At 34.8% G+C, this 15,959-nt stretch carries 19 protein-coding genes; 12 read left to right on the top strand and 7 right to left on the bottom strand.

What is annotated here, in order from left to right; genetic code table 11:
- Positions 1-13: 13 nt before the first annotated feature.
- On the top strand, positions 14-172 hold the full coding sequence (locus tag J5U23_RS14930) for a hypothetical protein (RefSeq protein ID WP_218258849.1): 159 nt from the start codon (positions 14-16) through the stop codon (positions 170-172).
- A complete protein-coding gene (locus J5U23_RS14925) occupies positions 165-821 on the top strand; it encodes a BUD32 family EKC/KEOPS complex subunit (RefSeq protein ID WP_218266540.1) in 657 nt (218 codons plus the stop codon). Before J5U23_RS14930 ends, J5U23_RS14925 begins: the two co-directional genes overlap by 8 nt.
- On the opposite strand, the gene J5U23_RS14920 is transcribed toward J5U23_RS14925, so the two are convergent.
- Complete coding sequence (locus J5U23_RS14920) at positions 801-989, bottom strand: hypothetical protein (protein WP_012713960.1); 189 nt, start codon at positions 987-989, stop codon at positions 801-803. The genes J5U23_RS14925 and J5U23_RS14920 overlap by 21 nt on opposite strands.
- A 38-nt stretch (positions 990-1,027) precedes the next feature.
- Here J5U23_RS14920 and moaA point away from each other — a divergent pair, with 38 nt between their 5' ends.
- Genes moaA through J5U23_RS14900 form a run of 4 tightly spaced genes read left to right on the top strand, consistent with a single transcriptional unit; the run spans position 1,028 to position 4,614 of the window.
- Entirely contained in the window at positions 1,028-1,954 is a 927-nt protein-coding gene (moaA, locus tag J5U23_RS14915) for a GTP 3',8-cyclase MoaA (RefSeq protein ID WP_218266539.1), read from the top strand.
- Complete coding sequence (locus tag J5U23_RS14910; RefSeq protein ID WP_218258846.1) at positions 1,951-3,009, top strand: aminopeptidase P family protein; 1,059 nt, start codon at positions 1,951-1,953, stop codon at positions 3,007-3,009. Before moaA ends, J5U23_RS14910 begins: the two co-directional genes overlap by 4 nt.
- Positions 3,010-3,062: 53 nt before the next feature.
- Positions 3,063-3,689: a GTP cyclohydrolase I FolE gene (folE, locus tag J5U23_RS14905; RefSeq protein WP_012711716.1), complete on the top strand. Its 627-nt coding sequence runs from the start codon at positions 3,063-3,065 to the stop codon at positions 3,687-3,689.
- A 25-nt stretch (positions 3,690-3,714) separates the two neighbouring features.
- The gene (locus tag J5U23_RS14900; protein WP_218266538.1) at positions 3,715-4,614 is read left to right on the top strand and encodes a DUF7343 domain-containing protein; all 900 of its coding nucleotides are present in this window, start codon (positions 3,715-3,717) and stop codon (positions 4,612-4,614) included.
- Here the strand turns inward: J5U23_RS14900 and glnA are convergent.
- The 4 genes from glnA to J5U23_RS14880 form a co-directional block, all read right to left on the bottom strand.
- The gene (gene glnA, locus J5U23_RS14895; RefSeq protein WP_014512800.1) at positions 4,611-6,026 is read right to left on the bottom strand and encodes a type I glutamate--ammonia ligase; all 1,416 of its coding nucleotides are present in this window, start codon (positions 6,024-6,026) and stop codon (positions 4,611-4,613) included. The two genes, J5U23_RS14900 and glnA, sit on opposite strands and share 4 nt — an antisense overlap.
- Positions 6,027-6,148: 122 nt before the next feature.
- Entirely contained in the window at positions 6,149-6,757 is a 609-nt protein-coding gene (locus tag J5U23_RS14890) for an ATP-binding cassette domain-containing protein (RefSeq protein ID WP_218266537.1), read from the bottom strand.
- Positions 6,754-7,155, bottom strand: coding sequence for a thioredoxin (gene trxA / locus J5U23_RS14885; protein ID WP_218258842.1), 402 nt, complete (start codon positions 7,153-7,155; stop codon positions 6,754-6,756). Before trxA ends, J5U23_RS14890 begins: the two co-directional genes overlap by 4 nt.
- Positions 7,142-8,524 (bottom strand): class I adenylate-forming enzyme family protein, encoded by a 1,383-nt coding sequence (locus J5U23_RS14880; protein WP_218266536.1) that lies wholly within the window; start codon positions 8,522-8,524, stop codon positions 7,142-7,144. Before J5U23_RS14880 ends, trxA begins: the two co-directional genes overlap by 14 nt.
- An 18-nt stretch (positions 8,525-8,542) precedes the next feature.
- Here J5U23_RS14880 and J5U23_RS14875 point away from each other — a divergent pair, with 18 nt between their 5' ends.
- Genes J5U23_RS14875 through J5U23_RS14860 form a run of 4 tightly spaced genes read left to right on the top strand, consistent with a single transcriptional unit; the run spans position 8,543 to position 11,935 of the window.
- On the top strand, positions 8,543-9,421 hold the full coding sequence (locus J5U23_RS14875) for a beta-ribofuranosylaminobenzene 5'-phosphate synthase family protein (protein ID WP_218266535.1): 879 nt from the start codon (positions 8,543-8,545) through the stop codon (positions 9,419-9,421).
- Between the two features lie 8 nt (positions 9,422-9,429).
- Positions 9,430-10,449, top strand: coding sequence for an RsmB/NOP family class I SAM-dependent RNA methyltransferase (locus J5U23_RS14870; RefSeq protein WP_218266534.1), 1,020 nt, complete (start codon positions 9,430-9,432; stop codon positions 10,447-10,449).
- Between the two features lie 11 nt (positions 10,450-10,460).
- On the top strand, positions 10,461-10,970 hold the full coding sequence (locus J5U23_RS14865) for a DapH/DapD/GlmU-related protein (protein WP_218258838.1): 510 nt from the start codon (positions 10,461-10,463) through the stop codon (positions 10,968-10,970).
- Positions 10,967-11,935 (top strand): radical SAM protein, encoded by a 969-nt coding sequence (locus J5U23_RS14860; RefSeq protein ID WP_218266533.1) that lies wholly within the window; start codon positions 10,967-10,969, stop codon positions 11,933-11,935. The genes J5U23_RS14865 and J5U23_RS14860 overlap by 4 nt, the downstream gene beginning before the upstream one ends.
- Here J5U23_RS14860 and xerA read toward each other — a convergent pair.
- Positions 11,906-12,781 (bottom strand): site-specific tyrosine recombinase/integron integrase, encoded by an 876-nt coding sequence (gene xerA, locus J5U23_RS14855; RefSeq protein ID WP_218266532.1) that lies wholly within the window; start codon positions 12,779-12,781, stop codon positions 11,906-11,908. The genes J5U23_RS14860 and xerA overlap by 30 nt on opposite strands.
- Before the next feature lie 76 nt (positions 12,782-12,857).
- On the opposite strand from xerA, the gene J5U23_RS14850 reads away from it, so the two are divergent.
- Positions 12,858-14,375 carry a cation:proton antiporter domain-containing protein gene (locus J5U23_RS14850; protein ID WP_218266531.1) on the top strand — a complete coding sequence of 506 codons (1,518 nt, stop codon included), beginning with the start codon at positions 12,858-12,860 and terminating at the stop codon, positions 14,373-14,375.
- Positions 14,376-14,387: 12 nt separating this feature from the next.
- Positions 14,388-14,906, top strand: coding sequence for a cob(I)yrinic acid a,c-diamide adenosyltransferase (locus J5U23_RS14845; protein ID WP_218266530.1), 519 nt, complete (start codon positions 14,388-14,390; stop codon positions 14,904-14,906).
- Here the strand turns inward: J5U23_RS14845 and J5U23_RS14840 are convergent.
- Positions 14,890-15,819 (bottom strand): ornithine cyclodeaminase family protein, encoded by a 930-nt coding sequence (locus tag J5U23_RS14840; RefSeq protein WP_218266529.1) that lies wholly within the window; start codon positions 15,817-15,819, stop codon positions 14,890-14,892. The two genes, J5U23_RS14845 and J5U23_RS14840, sit on opposite strands and share 17 nt — an antisense overlap.
- Positions 15,820-15,959 lie beyond the last annotated feature (140 nt).

The raw sequence follows: 15,959 nt of genomic DNA, 5'->3' as shown, positions 1-15,959 counted from the left end.
TAAGCAAATAACTGTGCCAGAAGTAATAGTTATAATGAACAAGAAAGGAGATATTTTGGATTTTTCTCCTAGAAGTCTAGATATATCAAAATTTTTATCTAAAAAACCTAATGAGATATATGATGACGGAGAGTTAATAAGGTTAAGAATAGATATAGCAAGCGATGTTTAAAAATTCATACAGTCAGTCAAGAATTATAAAGAAGGATGAAAAGATATATGTGCAAAAATGCTATATGACAATCTTTGGAATAAAGTGGTATTTTATCTCCACTTTCTTTTGGAATTATCCATATGTTGCTGATCCTAAGGAAAGATTCGTTAGAGAACTGGATTTTTTCTTGGATAACACATGGAAGGATATAGTTATTGTACCTAAACTAATCGATATTGATGCAAAAGAACTTTGTATTACTAGAGAGTTTATAGAAGGGAATGAAATAAATGAAGAAAATATAGAGATCGTGGCGAAAGGCTTAAGAGAAATTCACGAGGTCGGATATGTGCTAGGTGACACTAAAATAAGTAACTTTGTTATAGTAAATAGAAGTAAGTTAGCTGTCATAGACACTGAGCAATCATTTAAATCTAATAATGTGTATTATAGAGCCTGGGATTTAGTAGTATTCTTCTTATTTTTAAGTTACAAAATGGTTAATATAAATCACTTCCAGGAGGTAGCTAAAAGATTTCTAGATGAGTATATGCCAGATAAGAGTATTGCTAAAGAGTTCTTTGACATAAAGAATATAAATCTAATGGGATTATACCCTCCAACTCATTTATATATACTAAAAAACTTAATGAGTAATTTTTATTAAAATATTTGTTGTATCTTTTATAGTCTCTATATTAGAGTCTAAAATTCTTGATCCACATGCTGGACATCTATAGTAATATCTTATTACCTTTTTTGTGCCATCAGTACTTTCAGACTCAGCAATAAAGTCCATTCTAATTCTGCATTTTGGACAAATTACTGCATTCATACATGTGTTTATAATCTTTTGAGGTAAAAAAGCTATTAATGATTGATAGATTTGGTAGACCATTAGAAGATCTTAGGATAACGTTAACACACGCATGTAACTTTGAATGCTTCTTCTGCCATATGGAGGGGGAAGAAGGAGATAATTATATTTTAAGTAAAGAAGATATTCTATTAGTCGCCAAAGTAGCTAAGAACTTTGGTATAAACTCTGTGAAATTAACTGGAGGAGAACCAACATTACGACGAGATCTGGTTGAAATTGTTCGAGGACTTAAGCAATTAGGATATAGAGACGTGTCCATGACAACTAATGGTTTTCTCCTAAAGGATTTGGCTTATAAATTAAAGCTAGCTGGACTTGATAGGATTAATGTTAGCCTTCACGCTATTTCAAGAGAGACATTCAAGAAAATTACGGGCGTAGATGCTTTCGATAGAGTAATTGAAGGGATAAAAAGCGCTATAGACGTGGGTTTAGTACCAGTTAAGTTAAATTTTGTTGTAAATAGGAGAAATCGTGAAGAAGTCTTTAAGTTTATTGAACTATCCCAAAATTTAGGTGTAAATGAGATACATCTTATAGAACTACATCCAGTAGGATTAGGGAAATTAGCTTTTAAAGAACATGATGATTTAAGAGAAATAGAAGAGTATATTGAGAAAATATCTATTAAAAAGCAAATTAGGAAAAAGCATTTTAGACCACGTTATGTGCTACCTTCTGGGTTAATAGTTGAGGTAGTCAAGCCTTATGCAAATCCAATATTCTGTGCAGGATGCAATAGGATTAGATTATCTGTTGATGGAAAATTAAAGACTTGTTTATATAGAGAAGATAATGTAATAGATATATTAGATATATTAAAAGGTGAATATTCGGAAGATGTTAAAGAGGAACTATTAGGAAGGGCCTTTATGATAGCAATAGCTATTAGAGAGCCTAACTTCAAATATAAAATATGAATAGATTAAGAAAGCTCAAGACGATCCTAGAAGATAAAAAAGATAGTTGTGCTATAATACTTGGTTCTCCAAATTTATTTTACTTCCTAGAGTATTCTGGGGCAGGAGCGTTAGTTTATTGTGATTCACGTTCTACCTTGCTCGTTCCCGCTTTAGATATGTACAGAGCAGAGAATGTAAAAGACGTTGATATTGTGATTTACTACCCATCTAAAATTCTTGAGAATGTTATTGAGGGTAATATATTTAAAGCTATTGAAAAAATTATCAATAAGAATAACATAATGGTAGACGTAAACTGGGTTGATGCGAGTACGTATAGGGCATTATCAGAAAAGTATAAGGTAATGGATTTTTCTAACGAAATAACAAGGTTAAGGGAAGTTAAGGATGACGATGAGATAGAAAGAATAAGAAAAGCCGGTGAAATCACTGCCGTTGCAATGAAAATTGGAATGGAAAAATTGAGTGAAGGAACCTCTAATGAAAAACAAGTCGCAGGCATTATCGATATGACTATGAAATCTATGGGTGCTGAAGATTACGCTTTTCCATCTATAGTGGCCTTTGGGGAGAATTCCGCATATCCTCATCATATTCCTACAGATCGTGTGTTAAGAAATAACGACATTGTACTTTTTGATATAGGTGCGAAATATAATGGTTACTGTTTTGATAGCACTAGGACTTTTGTCTTTAAGAATAGTGAAGCAAAGAAAGTCTATGAAATAGTTTTGGAAGCGCAAATGGAGGCTATAGATACTGTAAGGGACGGGATAGTGGCTTCAGAAGTAGATGTTATTGCTAGAAGAGTTATAGAAAAGGCTGGTTATGGTAAATATTTTATACATTCTACGGGTCATGGAGTTGGGGTAGAAATTCACGAAAGTCCTTCAATTTCAATGAATTCTAAGCAAATATTAAAGGAAAATATGATTATTACTGTCGAACCTGGAATATATCTGAAAGGCAGGTTTGGCATACGTATAGAAGATACCCTTATAGTAACCAAGGGTAAACCAATCGTGTTAGAAACTGCTTATAAGCTGTTGTAGAAGTTTTTTAACAAAATAGTTATAATAGATTTCTTCACTAAACTATAAACGGTATGCAAAAGACAGAATTAGATGACCAAAAACTAGTAGAAGAAATAGCTAGAAGGATTAGAGAAATTCTCGAACTACTAGGTGAGAATCCGGAAAGAGAAGGGCTTAAAGAGACACCTGAAAGAGTAGCAAAGGCTTTATTAGAAATGACCTCAGGGTTGAGAACGCCGCCCCCTCAAATAAAGGTATTCAGTTTAGGCGAAGATGGTGAAGTATACGAAAAGAATCAAATAGTACTAATAAAAGACGTTAACTTTTCGTCATTATGTGAGCATCATATGTTGCCAATCATTGGAAAAATTCATGTAGCGTACATTGTTAGCAATAGTGGCAAGGTTGCTGGTTTTAGCAAAATAATTAGAATTGTAAATTATTACTCTTCTCGTCTTCAAATTCAAGAGAGATTAGTAGAGCAAATAGCTGATGCTATAATGAATAGCGAAATAAAACCTAAAGGTGTTATGGTGATCGGGAACGCAATACATATGTGTTCATATGTCAGAGGAGTAAAGGATAAAGAGGCCAAGTTAGTTTCAGTAGCATACAGAGGGCTGTTTAAGACTAATAGAGCTTTACAAAATCATGTCTTCAGGTTACTCGATAATGCAAATAAGGTAAACTTATTATAGAGTTTTTTAGAATAATTAATTGTTAATGAGCAGTAAAGATAAAGTTATATCTATCTTGAAGGAAAAAGGTTCTGTTCCTCAAAGTGAACTAGGGAAACTTTCTGGATTATCGAAGAGTAGATTATCTGAAGTCTTATCCGAACTTGAGAAAGAAGGTGTAGTAAAGAGAAGAAAGGTTTTAGGAAAAAACCTAGAGGTGAGCTTATCTCAAGATAGATTCTTAAGGTTAGGGATTATAAGAGCTGCAGAGTATCCGTTCATAATTCCATTTATCAAAAATTTAGAGAATAGAGGATACAATGTTACTGTTAAAATTTATGAAAATGGGATTGATTTGACTAGGGACTTAGTTGAAGGCAAGTTAGATTTAGGTTTATCCCCGATAATAACGCAAATGATATTTTCAACAATATATCGTAATATAAGAATTATTGGGGGAGGTGCTAAAGGTGGAGGTGGAATTATAGGCAAAACGTGCAACAGAATTGCATCAACTGTGATGTCAAGTATGGAAATATGGGCATTTAGTGAATTCAAGAATATTGAGATCATTCCATCTTACAGTTCGTATCAAATGTTGGACTTTCTTGAAAAAGGAATAGCTGATGGTATAGCAATTTGGGAACCCTTTTTGTCAATTTTAGAGAGGAAGGGACATAAGGTGCATAGATTTACACCATTGCATTGTTGTACATTAGCAGTAAGCGATACTATGGATTGGGAGAGAATAAAGAATATCTATGAGGAGTCGTTTAGCTGGTTTAAGTCTTCTATGGATAGGTGGATTTCAAGTTATTCAAACTTACTAAATATTGATTACAATATTCTAAAAGAAGCATCAAAAAATTATGAATTCGACTACTACCTAGACCTTAATGAGTTTAAAAATGCGTTAAAAAATTCTGGAATTTTTATACCAATTTAAGAATCTAGGTAATAGTATAACTCCATAGGGTGTGGATAGCCTTGCAAGCTTCGTGCTTCATCTCTCTTTAGGTCTATGTAAGTATCTAACAATGACGAATTAAATACTGGCTTTAAGAACTCTTTATCACTTTCCAACTCATCCAAAGCTTCATTTAATGATCTAGGTAGTTCTTTTATTCCTAATTGTCTTCTCTTCTCTGGAGTTAGGTGATATATGTTCTCATCCACTGGATCTCCTGGATCTATTTTCTTGTTCACACCATCCAATGCAGCCATTAACAATGCAGCAAATGCTAAATATGGATTAGTGGAAGGATCTGGAGGTCTATACTCTATTCTCTTAGCCTTCTCCATTCCTTTGTAATATGCTGGAACTCTAACTACAGCACTTCTGTTTCCCTTGCTCCATGCAATGTAAACAGGGGCTTCAAACCCTGGTATTAACCTTCTATAACTATTTACAGTAGGAGACACTATTGCTGATAAAGCTCTAGCGTGTGTTAAAAGACCTCCGATTACATATCTTCCAAACTGGCTTATCTCTGCATATTCTTCATTAGGATCATACATTAAATTCTTCTTTCCATCCTTAGTCCATAAACTAAGGTGTGTATGCATACCCGTTCCATTATCACCATAAATAGGTTTTGGCATGAAAGTTACTACCAATCCGTGTTTTGCAGCAACGTTTTTGGCTACATACTTCAAAGTTTGGACCTTATCTGCAGTATCTACAAGAGTGGAGAATCTGAAATCTATTTCTCCTTGTCCTGCAGTTGCAACTTCATGATGTGTAGCTTCTATGGTATATCCAAAGTATTTAACTAAAGTATCAACGATCTCTACTCTTACATCCATTAGTTGATCAACTGGTGGTGCAGGGTAATATCCTTCCTTAAATCTTATTACAAAGGTTCCGCTATCGCTCCATGGAGCCTCTCTTGCATGAATTTTGTATCCAGTTCCGGACTGTGGAGTACTTACGTCTAATTTTACCTTATCAAACATGAAGAATTCCAATTCTGGACCATAGTAAGAAGTGTAACCTTGTTCTGCTTGGTATTTCTCAGCTTCCTCTGCTATGAATCTAGGATCTCTTTCAAATCTTCCCTTTCCTCCTCCCCAGAAAACTTTGCATAATACTCTAGCTACTCCAGGAGACCAAGGAACTAGTGTCATGGTTTCTGGTACTGGTAATAGCACCATATCGCTTTCATAAATACTAGTAAATCCTCTTATACTGCTTCCATCTAATTTACCGAAACCTGTTTTTAGAGATTCTAAATCAAAATCACTAGCAGGAATTGTAATGTGATGTAGTCTACCAGGGACATCTGTAAATTGTAGATCTACCCATTTTATGTTATTTTCCTTTAGGAATTTGAGTACATCTTCTGCAGTACTTGGCATGTATGTGGCTACTCATATATAGTTTAAAAAGATTGCTAGATATTATCATAGAAAGTTTTCACATTCTTATGTAGGATTTCACATGAGATTTCTCAAAATCTTTCAATTATCTTATAAACCTTTTAAAAAACTTTATGTAGAGAGCCATTGTTCATCACGTAATGATGATCGGAAAATTTAGCATCTTCAGTATCTTGAGTAACATAAATTAGTTCTATTTGATTCTTTTTACATAAATCCACATAAACATTAATAAAATGTTCCTTTTCTGAGATATTACTGAATCCTTCATCAACCAAAATTAGATTAGGTTTTGTTAAAATAGCTGTAACTAATGACACTTTCTCTTTATTTCCTAAGCTCAAATTACCTACTTTTTTATTCTCATCTGGAACTCCGAGTAATTTAGCTAACTCCATTATTTCTTTATCATCTACTTTTCTTCCCTTTAGTTTAGCCCCCCATGTCAGATGTTTCTTTAAGTCCAATGTGGGAATATAACTTTCTGGAGTTACTAATACAATGCTTCTCTTATTGATGGGTAAATTTGTAATATCTATGTTATTTAATTTAACATACCCTTCGTCTGGTTTTAAAATTCCGGCTATCACGTTTAATAATGTGCTTTTACCACTGCCATTTTTACCAGTAATTGCAATTATACCTTTTTCAGAAAAGTTAACATTTAACAAAAAAGCTTGTAATCTCTTTTTTACATATACCTCAATCATTCTAAGTATTTATTTATAGTACTCTCTAAAGTATCTTCATCAACAGCCCCAACTAAAGAGTCAACTAATTGACCATTAACGAAAATTAACGTAGTAGGTATGTTAAGTACACTATACTTATCTGCAATCTTTTGATTCTCATCAACATTTAATCTTCCAAAAACTGCTTTACCTTTATACTTTTCAGCAACTTTTTTGTAAATTGGTTCATAAAGGTGGCATGGAGCGCACCATTCTGCCCAGCAATCCACTAAAACTAACTTATTATTTCTAATTACTTCATCGAAATTCTCTTCAGTTAAGACTAAGGTAACATCCTCCTTCTTTTTACCATACTCCTCAGCTTTCTTTTGCAACCTTTCAGCAACTTCCCTAATTAATGAATCAATTTCGCTCAATCCTATCTACCACATAAACTTTCTTCAATCTCTTATAAAAAGCTACCCTAGAATTTACATAATTAAGTAATTCATCTTCAATCCCAGTCTTGAGCTCCTTTACCTTAACTAAGGCAACAGGTTGTTGTCCTAGATTTCCAGCGTCTTCTCCTACAACTTTCACGTCTTCCACCAGTGGATGAGTCTTCAAGATTTCCTCTAAATCTCTCGGAAATATCGGATATCCCTTAAATTTTAGCATCCTCTTTTTAATTCCTCTAAAATACAATAGGCCCTTTTCATCAATCCTAACTAAATCACCCGTTCTTAGCCATCCCTTATTAAACGCTCGAGCTGTCTCCTCTCTATCCTTATATCCTAACATTAGCCAAGGAGCCTTAACCCACAATTCCCCTTCATTATTCTCCTTCCCCTCGTTATCTACTATCTTTATTTCAACGCCCGGCAAGGGTTTTCCTATTGAAATTACACCAGCCAGTTCCTTGGGCTGGAAAGTTATAATTAAACCTTCAGTAAAACCGTACTGTTGAACAATATCCTTTCCGTACTTACTCTTAAAGGTGTTTACGGTTGATGGAAACAACGGAGCAGCAGAGCTTACACATAATTCTAAACTATCTAATTTCTTTTTTTCCTCGTTATTCAAGTAATCGTAAACAGTTGGAACAGTTGATAGGTAGTTAATGTTATATCTATTTATACTTTCAATGGCTTCATCGACGTTAAACTTACCCATAACATATAGCGTTCCTCCAGCTTCCAGGATAACACCTAACACGCTATTTCCTAAGACGTGAGCTATAGGGACTGTCAGTATTCCCCTAATCTCTTTAAGGTTAATCGCATTGTAAAGCGTTGCAGAATTAAGTTCAACCCTACTAGCACTATGCAATACTTGCATCGTCCTTCCTGCTATTCCAGCATAATAGTAAATTAGGCCTACCTCGTCTTCTCTATACTCGTATGGTTTCGTAAAAATGTCTTTTCCTTTCTTATTGACTATAACCTTATACGATTTGAGAACGTCATATTCTCTCTTATATATTTCCTCGTCGGTTATTATTAGATCAGGAATTGAGTCCTCCAAAATGAACTTTAAATCTTCTGCTGAAGTTAACGGATCAACCGCAACTACCTTTCCCCCAGCCCAATATATTGCCAAGTAGTTAATTACTGACTGAAGGGAATTAGTCATCATATGAACTACAGTATCTCCAGGTGAGATATTGGAAGCAACGTATGCTACCTCTCTTGCAGCTTGTTCGTAAGTAATTGACTGATTTTTATCAATTAAAAAGGTTTTTGAAGGAGTTTCTTTATACCACTTATAAAGTAATGTTGCTAGACTCACAGTTTCCTTTTTTATCACACAATCTTATTAATTCTTATGATAAAGATTATTGGGCTCTCACGCATTCACATTACGTTGTTTGACCTTGAGGGGAAATACGGCAGAATTGATGGTGGGGTAGGAGTCGCCTTAAAATATCCTAGGATAGTGGTTAGGAGTGGCAATTGTTTCAAGCCTGACGTCTCTTTACCCTTTGAGGTCCCTAAAATGTGTATAGAGGAGGACTTTGAAGAGCATATAGGACTTGGTCATACTACACAATATCTGTTATCAGTAGCTAAGCTATCCGCTGAGTATAATTTTAAGAGACTCAGCTCATATGAGCTAGCCAAATTGGTAAAACGAGGTGGAACATCCGGAGTCGGAGTTTACGCCTTCGATTACGGGGGTTTTATAGTAGATGGTGGGCATTCCACTAAAGTAAAAAGGGAGCTCCTGCCATCGGATTTCTCCTCTGCTCCTCCTCCCCCATTAATAGCTAGGCTAAATTTCCCCTGGTATATTTACGTTAATGTACTTAAGGGTGGTAGAAGAATATTTGGTAAGGATGAGATTAAGGTATTTAAGGAAGCTAAACTGGAGGGATTAGACACTTTAGCGAGAGTAGTCTTAATGGAGTTACTTCCATCAGTTGCAGAAAGAGATTTAGAAGGGACACTAGATGCGATCTCGTTAATACAAAATTTGGGATTTAAGAAAATTGAAGTCTCCTTGCAAGCTGAGGAGGTCAAAAAACTTATGAATGATATGGCTAAAATTGGTTTTCCTGCGGGTCTTTCCTCCTTTGGCCCTGCTGTCTATACATTTGTTAACTCTAAAAGGGAGGGTGAGGAGTTAATTTCAAGATTTGGTGGGTTTATATCTGAACCAAATAATGAGGGTGCTAAGGTATTCTGGAGTACGATGAGTTCGTAATTAGCGATTTGAAAGAAGTATATGGTGAATACTTGAATGACTTCCTAGATGCCATAAGGAAGCCAAATCCTAGATTATACGTTAGGGTGAATACCCTAAAGACCTCTGTAGAAAGTATACTGAAAAAGCTTCCACATTTTAAGTTAGACGAAGATTTCAAAGAGGCAATTTACACTGAGATAAAAGGACCAAATGAAATTAACATTCATCAAAATAAGGTTATTGTAGATAAGAAAACTGCTGAGAGCGTTATGCTAGGTGCTAACGTTTACAAACCGGGTCTGAAGAGGGTTGTAATTAATGATTCCAAGGATAAAATGGTTACAGTTTATAGTGATAATGAGATACCAGTAGCTGAGGGTAAATACTATGGTACGAATACTGATTTGATAGTAGAGGTTACGAATTCCTTATACACTTCTCCTAAATTAGCTGATTTATCAGAGTTGAAGAATGGACTAATATACGTTCAAGGTAAGGCATCGATGTACGTTGCTCATTTACTTGATCCACAGCCTAATGAGAAAATCGTAGATATGACTGCATATGCCGGTGGGAAATTAACTCATATTTATCAGTTAGAGCCTAGAGTTAAGCTTATTGGTTTTGATCATACCGAGAAGAAGGTAAAGAAATTAAGGGATTTAGTAAATAAGATGGGAATGAGAATAGAAATATACAAGGCAGATTCAAGATATCTTTACGAGGATTATAATATAAGGGATGTCGATAAAGTGATTATTGATCCCCCATGTTCAGCGTTGGGGATAAGACCTAAATTATACGATAAGAAAATTGAACAAGATATACTTAATTTCCATAAATATCAGAAGCAATTCCTAAATTCCGCTTATAAGATTTTAAAGAAAAATGGTGTATTAATTTATTCTACTTGTACTGTAACGACATGGGAGAACGAGAAGGTTATAAATGATCCTAGATTTTCAGTAGAATACGAGATTAGATTTCATCCCCATATTCACGAAATTACCGGTTTTTTCATAGCTAAGCTAATAAAGAAAGGCTAAAAATTCTATATATGCCAATAGAAGAGTATTTAGGTAAAACCCCAAAGGTTTCTCAGAAAGCGTACATACATCCTACTTCTTATGTCATAGGTGATGTAGAAATAGGTGATTTGACTAGTATATGGCATTATGTTGTGATTAGGGGAGATAATGATAGTATAAAAATTGGCAAGGAATCTAACGTGCAAGAGAATACTACAATCCACACAGATTATGGATATCCAGTTGAAATTGGTGATAAAGTCACAATAGGGCATAACGCTGTTATTCATGGTGCTAAAGTTTCATCGCACGTTATTGTGGGAATGGGGGCGATATTACTTAATGGATCTCAAGTTGGGGAATACTCAATTATTGGAGCTGGGTCTGTGGTTACTCAAGGTACTGTTATCCCTCCCTATAGTGTAGCAGTTGGGGTTCCCGCAAAGGTTATCAAGAAGTTAAGAGAAAATGAGATTACAATAATCGATGAAAATGCTGAAGAATATTTAAAGCATACAAGGAGGTTATTAAAATTATGAATAAGGATCTAAAAGCCATAAAATGGTTTATTACCACTCAAATTCTCAAGGATCCTTTTAATCCCGCATATGCAACATTCAAGGTAACATCCAGATGTAATTTGAGATGTACGTTCTGTTCTCCATCATATTACTCTGGGGAATTGGGAGAGGGAAGTACAGAAAGAGTGAAAAAGATAATAGACAATTTGAGGAATTCGTCAATAGTTGTTTTATCGTTTGAAGGTGGAGAGCCAACTTATAGGCCAGACATTTTAGATCTTTTAGAATACGCACACGATGGATCCTTTTACGTTATGCTCACAACCAATGGTTATAGGCTTAAAGATGAGAATTTCCTCACCAAATTAGCAGACAAGATAGACTTCTTGCACTACTCAATAGATGAATATCATTGGAATGTAAAGGAATTAGACAATTTATGTAGATTTAGACAATATGGTCTTAAGGTTAACGTTCAAACTGTTGTTACCAGATATAACCTCCATAAATTGGAGGAAAAAATTAGAAAGGTTGCAGAATGTGGATACAAGATTCTTGCAATGCCAGCAGTAGATTACCCCAATTCGAAGGTAAAGTTAGCCCCAGATCCGTATGAATTTTATAAAGTATTGTATGATCTCAAGAGGAAGTATGGTTCCACTTTAAATAACTCGTGGGGATTTATAAACGCCATAATAGGCAAGATACCCAAAAGGGTGGTAAGTTACGCAATAACAGTATATCCTAATGGTGACTTACCTTACCCAGATGATATAAATGGAGAGATAGTGGGTAATGTAGCCGAGGAACCGCTAAATAAGATATTGCAGTCTAAAAAAGTGAAGGAATTACAGCAGAAAATGTTAGAAAACCAAGCTAAATTTGAATACTTACACTTGCAAACCGCTTCATTCAATAGCATTAGAGATTTGGCGTCATATGTTAGCGAAATGTTAAAGTGGCGTTTTACTGGAAGAGCTTGACATTGCCTTAAGGTATTCATTCTTTAAATCATCTAAAACTAGATGTGTGTAAATTTGGGTTGTTTTTATATCCTTATGTCCTAAAAGTTTTTGCAAAGTTATTACATTAATTCCCCTTTTTAGCGATAAGGTAGCGAAGGTATGCCTTAAAATGTGTGGTCTTAAATCAATTTCAACCTTCTTACCTAATCTCTTTAGCTTTCGATATAAAGCGTCATAAGTTATATCAAATAATTTCTCATCAAGTTTCTTTCCCTTCATGTATTTTCTCAACAGTTGTTTAGTCTCATCTGTAAAGAAAACTACTCTTTCCTCACCATTCTTAGTATTCCTAACTCTAATCATGTTATTTTCCAAATCTACATCCTTTACAAGTACCGAAAGTAATTCATTCGCACGCAGACCAGTATCTAATAATAATCTTATTATTAATTTATCCTTAGTTCTCTTGCACGCGTTAAGTATTTTCTGAACTTGACTTTCATCTAGAGCCTTAACTTCCTTTCTCCTTATTTTAGGAATAGGTGGCTTTACTGAAACGTTAAGCCACTTAAGGAATCTCCTCACTGCAATTATATAATATCTGATAGTAACGCTCTTAGCTCTCCTTTTCTCCACCTCGTCACCTTTAACCTTACCCTCTCTGTTTAACAAGTTTGAAATCCATCTGTTTAAATCCTCGCTAGTAACCTTTCTAGGATCCTTATTTATGAAGTCCAAGAAGTCCTTCACAGCAGTGGAATAGAGCTTAATGGTTCCATTTCCAGCCCCTGCAATAACCAACGCATTTATGAAAGCGTTATAAAGATCTCCAGTTTCTGGTGGAGAACCTAGCTCAAGCTTCACATATGATATATTATGTGGAGTTCAGTCTCAAAAAGATAAACTCTTAATAATATGGTATTACTTTACTTATCTTATCGTGGTATCAATACTACTGATTTCGTTATTGTACCTAGGAATAATGTTAATAGCTGCCAAGATATCTGAGGAAATATTTAGGAGAATTGGTTTAGTGACTTTTGTTGGACCTATATTGATGGGCATTCTTCTTGGAGATGGTGTAATTGGAATTATAAAGATTAATGAGATTATCTCGTTTATTACATCTTTAGGCATAATTTTTCTGTTATTCTTAGCTGGGGCAGAAGAGTTCGACATCCAAAATAGACCTAATTCTAACGTATTTCTAGCAGTGGTTTTGGAGTCAATCATACCATTTTCGGTAATACTAATTGCACTTTATACTGCTGGCTTCAAGGACTACTTAATTCTCACAGCTCCATTAGCTATGAGTAGTGCAGGCCCCTTATCCAGAATGTTAATGGATGTGGAAATTTCTGACAACAGAATTTCTAACTTAATTTTCCAACAAGTAATCTTAGTAGAAATAATTTTTGTGATATTGTTCGCAGTGCTCTTGAAGACTAGTGAGATAGTGATTACAATAATTGAAATTTTCTTAATAGTCGCGTTTACGATAATGTTCGGTAGAACTTTAGCTAAGATTCTAGAGAAAATAGAGTATTATTTTAAGGCAAGAGAAATAGAGTTTGCTTCCCTTATTGCAATAATTTTAATTATAGGCTATTTATCAGAACTATACAAGTTTAATTCAGCCATATCTGCCTTCTTTTTGGGTATATTGCTAAAGGATTATTTAAAAGATAGACCCGAATTGCTGGAGAGGCTTCATGCATTCACGTATGGATTCTTTGAACCATTATTCTTTTTAGGTATAGGCTTATATGTTACTAAAATCGATATAACCATTATTCTTTTTGGCTTTCTCTTCTTCTCACTGATAATTGCTTCTAAATTCCTTGCAGGCTTTATTTCGTCAAAAGTTGTATATGTTGAGAGGAAGATTAATGGAATTGCAACTAGCGTAAAGGGAGGGGTGGACTCATCTCTATTACTTACCGGATTAACGTTAGGGTATATAGGGGAATTTGTATACTCGTTTTCTATATTGGCAATTTCCCTTTCAGCCTTAGTAGTTCCCCTTCTGTTTCAAATAAGCTATAAAGCCAGAAAGAAAATCTCAGAGAATAAAAGAGTGAAGCTGTCTCAGGAGGTAACTAAGCTTCAAATAAAGCCACTTTATGCTACATGCGAGGAGAACTTGAGATCGGTAATTACTAAAATCAGCGAAAGAGGCGTTAGGGGTATAGTTGTTGTAAACTATGAAAATAAACCCCTTGGGTATGTGTCAATACAAACTTTGCTTGAAATCGACCCAGAACTATATGAAAATACTAAAGCTTGTGATGTACCACTGGATGAGGTTCCAATAGAATATGATAACGTGAGAATCATAGATCTGCTAAGAAAATTTAGGGAGACTGAGAAGCCGGTAATAGCAATTATAAACAAGGAAGGTGTTTTGGTCACAACAGTTTATGAAAGAGAATTAGCGAGGTTTTTAATCTCCTTTTGAACATAACAACCTATGACAATTTGGTATACTGGAACTGGTGATAAGGGTAAGACAAAACTACCTTCAGTTGGTGAGATTTGGAAGGATGACGATATTGTAAATGCTATTGGTGACCTTGATGAATTAAATGCCAGTTTAGGTGTAATTTCGTCCCTTTATCCACAACTCCGTGAAATTATAGTGAGAGTTCAATCAGACATATTCTCGCTCTCCTCGGAAATCGCTGGTTTCAATTTGAATTTCGAAGAAGATAAGGTAAAATGGATAGAAGAGGAGATCAATAATTTCTCTAAGGGTTTACCAGAGTTAAGAAATTTTATTCTACCTGGAGGACATATCGCATCTTCATTTCTTCATCTAGCTAGAACCGTATGCAGAAGGAGTGAGAGAAGTGTAGTAAAGCTATTAAAGAGGAATAGGGCAAAGGACGTCCACGTTAAATATCTTAATCGCCTATCCTCACTACTATTTGTTTTAGCGTTATATGTTAATAAGCAGGAGAATGTGCAAGAAATTATATGGAAACGTTAACTCCAATTCCTCTTTTTGAAGCTTCTTCGTAAGCTATATGGGCAGTTACGTTATCCTCAGCTGCAATTCCCACTGTTTTAAATAATGACGGCCTCTCTACCTTTATACCCTTATCTATTATCTCCCCTAATTCCTTTATCATCTTATTTTCCAATAATCCCCTTTGTTTAGGAATAATGTAATCACCGCTTTCTTTAGAAACCGCTTCCAATGAGTCGACAATATAACTTTTTACCTTTACTATAGTATCATCGTCTATCTCTCTTGAATCGGGAGTATGGGCACCTATACTTGATACATGAAATATGTCCTTTAGATATTTTCCTAAGACTACTGGAACATTGGATGAAGTGGTTGCAAAAATGATATCTGAATTCTTCAATAATGTCTCTAAATCTGTAGCCTCACCGCCAATTTTCCTAGCCAATTCGAAGTGAGATTTTCTAGCAGAAATGTAAATTTTCTGAACTTTGAAATACTCTAAGGCTAACTTGGCGTGATAATACGCTTCAGTTCCCGCACCTATTATTCCCAAATTGCCAATATTTCTACCATTTATTGCTATTTCCGTTGATAATACACTTGCTGCAGCAGTTCTTATTGCAGTTAATGTTGTTCCATCAATTATCGCTAAAACTTCTCCGGAATCTGGTGACATCAATATTACAACGCCTTGAACTGACAGTAAACCTCTTTCTTTGTTCTCAGGTATAACGTTAACTATTTTGGTTACAAAAGAATAATCAGTAGATGAGGGCATTAGACCCCACCAATTTCCCTTTACACTCATCACTAAACGTTGTGGTTGATTTATCTTCTTCTCATAATGTAGTTTGAACGCCTCTCTTACTGAGTTTACGGCTATTTCAGCTTTGAACAGTTCATCTAGATCTTTTCTTGCTAAGATAATCATTAAGTTAAGATCTTTTTGTCGATTATAAACTTTAACATTATTTTGGAATATTCTGATCAATATAAGAATTAACCCTAGGACTATATGCAGTATTATTTAAAAATGTTTTTAAGGGGCATTAAGGGCACATTAAAAGGAAA

Source organism: Saccharolobus shibatae B12, assembly GCF_019175345.1.
GTDB classification, from domain to species: domain Archaea; phylum Thermoproteota; class Thermoprotei_A; order Sulfolobales; family Sulfolobaceae; genus Saccharolobus; species Saccharolobus shibatae.
This window is presented reverse-complemented; position numbering and strand designations above follow the sequence as displayed.